This is a genomic window from Sulfitobacter sp. 1A12157 (genome assembly GCF_043557345.1).
In the GTDB taxonomy this organism is placed as follows: domain Bacteria; phylum Pseudomonadota; class Alphaproteobacteria; order Rhodobacterales; family Rhodobacteraceae; genus Sulfitobacter.
On the sequence record NZ_JBIFFV010000021.1, the window covers coordinates 1 to 2,361 of the forward strand.

A 2,361-nucleotide genomic window follows, 5' to 3' on the forward strand; every position below is an offset into this window, starting at 1 on the left:
AAGGGCGAACTCAGGGACTATGGAAAGCGCGTGCTCGGCTTAGCGTAGGATTTCGCCCCCTCCCGCAAACGACCCCTGTGCCCATCCTGGCGTCCGCTTCCCGGCCCGCCTCAATGAAGACACCCGCGTCACCAAAGTTGAACTCATCGATAGTCAGGAACACCTCGCCGTTTACGTCCGCAAAAGCAAAGAAACCGTCGGCGTCGAGATCCATCGTCGCGCGACCATCGCGGAGGGCTTCGGCAATGGCCGCCTCACTCCTAATGGTAACTTCTTGGCTTGCAGCCGCGACTTGAAGCGAGGCTGCGCGAAGGTCGAGCAGGCCGGGCAGTGCGGAGAAGGAACTGGCAATGGAGTACGAGCCGTCTCCGGTCCCCTGAACGCGCTCAATGTCGATCAGCACATCGCGCGCGCCCCCATCGCGACTATCGACATAAACATCGCCGCCACCGAAGCCGAGGAACGAGCCGTTCGATCCGCCGTCGATGAGGTCCGCGCCGCCACCACCTGTCAGGACGTCCGCACCCTCACCGCCATAGATCCGGTCGTCGCCCGCCCCCCCGGTGATTGTATCGTTGCCGGCGAAGCCGAGCGCGACGTCGCCTTTGCTGGTAAGGGTGATCCGATCATTGTTTGGACCGCCGCCGACAATCGCCGACGTATCGCCCCCGATGGTACGCGTAATCGAGTAGTTTCCGAATGCTCCGGAAGGCGACAAGAGCGCCTCGCCAGCCGCTCCGGTGAGGTCGAACACATACTGCGCATTCAAGCTCCGGGCAGAGTCGAGAAGGATCTCCGCGTATCCCGCGCCAGTTCCGAGGAAGCTATCAGCCAGAAGTCGATCCCATAGGCCCTCCCGCGCCGCCTGCGTGGGCTGGGCTTGAAGCGCGACGAAAGGGGTCCAGGCGGTGATCGGGACTCCGAAGCGTGCAAAGGCCAGCTCGTGGTAGTTTTCAATCGTGTTGACCGACAACTCCTCGCCTCGCAGTGCAGGCGAACCGGCCGCCGTGCGCGCGTTGAAGTCGCGGATCATCAGGTCGATCCCGATCTGTGCGAAGTCGTTGGGAAAAAGCAGAATTCCGGATCTGTTTGCAACGGCCTCGTTGAAGATGTTGGCGACCTCGCCGGAGAAGGTCTCCTGCGTCACTACGCCGACGGCAAGCGCCCCGTACCGGAAGCCCCATTCGCCGAGCTGCTCATAGTAGGCGATGCGATCACCCGCCGTGACGTGGTCGCGAAGGATGGCGATGCGGGACGAGGTTAGCGCGAGAGGCATGTTGATTTTCCTTATCCGAGGTCTATGGCGATGGGATTGAAAGGAAGCACCGCAGGAGGTCGTTTGTGCGCTGCTGTAGCTCTCGCCATGCATCCAGGTGGGTTCGGCGAAAGGTGAGCTGCGCTGTTAAAGCGTTATGAGAAACACGACCCGTACAAATCGGAACGCGGCCGTCTTGGCAGTTCGCGAGGAATGTCACCGCGCCGTCTTCGATCGCCACAAGGGTCTGGCCGAGAAGTGCTCCGGGGACGAGCCGAAGACCCTCCGGCAGACCTGTTTGCTGTATGCCGGTCGTGTCGCCGTCCTGAATAGCCCTCGCTGCCGCATCCGCCTCGACCTCCGAAGCGAGGAACTCATTTAAGGGAAGGCCAGGCCCGAGGAGGAGCGTCCCCTGGTCCTCAGGCGCCACCGTGGTCTCTAGCCGGAAGGAGGAAGAAAACCCTTCTTGCAAGAACATGGGCGCCAGCGAGGGCACCTCGACGAAGAGGCGTGCCGCTCCGTCCGTCCCGTCGTTGGCATAACGTTCACGCTCGTAAGGTCTGATGTAGCCCTCAGGCACCGCCACACGGACGTCGGGAACGTCCAAGAAGCGGTCGAACCCCATTGGAAAGACAAGAACAGAGTGGCTTGTCGCGTGATAAGGGCAACTTGACGAGGCGAGATCGTCGGCGCTGGCAGGGAAGGCCATCAGCGCCCAAGATGCCAATGCGAGGAAAGCGTTTTGTTTGTTCATCAATGCAGCCAAGACGTTATGCTTATCTGATAGGCTTGGCGGATTGTTAGTCAAGGACAATTGCGTACACGTTCTTGATCACATCAACTTCCGAAACGACGCTCGGTACAGAGAAACCCTGCGCAGAGTGCACCCTTCCAGAGCGGTGCCGCGGAACAAATTGTCCGTTCCAACAGGAGCGGTTCTGCGCTTTGAAACAGATCCGATCGCGGGACTGGAACCCTATGAAACATGCGAAGCGGTCGTTCCAGCGTATCGCAGCATCGGTGAAAGAGGGCTCAAAGCCGACCTCGGATGCGGCGCAGCATCATATGGTATGATGTCTTGTCAACGTCGGGTTGTCGATGTGGGA

Annotated in this window: 3 protein-coding genes; 1 reads left to right on the top strand and 2 read right to left on the bottom strand. The window is 60.4% G+C overall.

The window, feature by feature from the left end; genetic code table 11:
* Window positions 1-10: 10 nt before the first annotated feature.
* Together ACGYLC_RS17585 and ACGYLC_RS17590 are read right to left on the bottom strand one after the other, a co-directional pair.
* The gene (locus tag ACGYLC_RS17585) at window positions 11-1,276 is read right to left on the bottom strand and encodes a calcium-binding protein (protein WP_394424228.1); all 1,266 of its coding nucleotides are present in this window, start codon (window positions 1,274-1,276) and stop codon (window positions 11-13) included.
* 22 nt (window positions 1,277-1,298) lie between these two features.
* Window positions 1,299-2,009 carry a hypothetical protein gene (locus ACGYLC_RS17590; protein ID WP_394424229.1) on the bottom strand — a complete coding sequence of 237 codons (711 nt, stop codon included), beginning with the start codon at window positions 2,007-2,009 and terminating at the stop codon, window positions 1,299-1,301.
* Between ACGYLC_RS17590 and ACGYLC_RS17595 the strand changes: the two genes are divergently transcribed.
* Window positions 2,002-2,361, top strand: a 360-nt coding sequence (locus tag ACGYLC_RS17595) for a hypothetical protein (protein WP_394424231.1), incomplete at its 3' end; no start/stop codon positions are given. The genes ACGYLC_RS17590 and ACGYLC_RS17595 overlap by 8 nt on opposite strands.

Coding starts and splice junctions, on each gene's coding strand:
- ACGYLC_RS17585 (WP_394424228.1), bottom strand. CDS start 1,276: ATGCCTCTCGCGCTAACCTCGTCCCGCATCGCCATCCTTCGCGACCAC.
- ACGYLC_RS17590 (WP_394424229.1), bottom strand. CDS start 2,009: ATGAACAAACAAAACGCTTTCCTCGCATTGGCATCTTGGGCGCTGATG.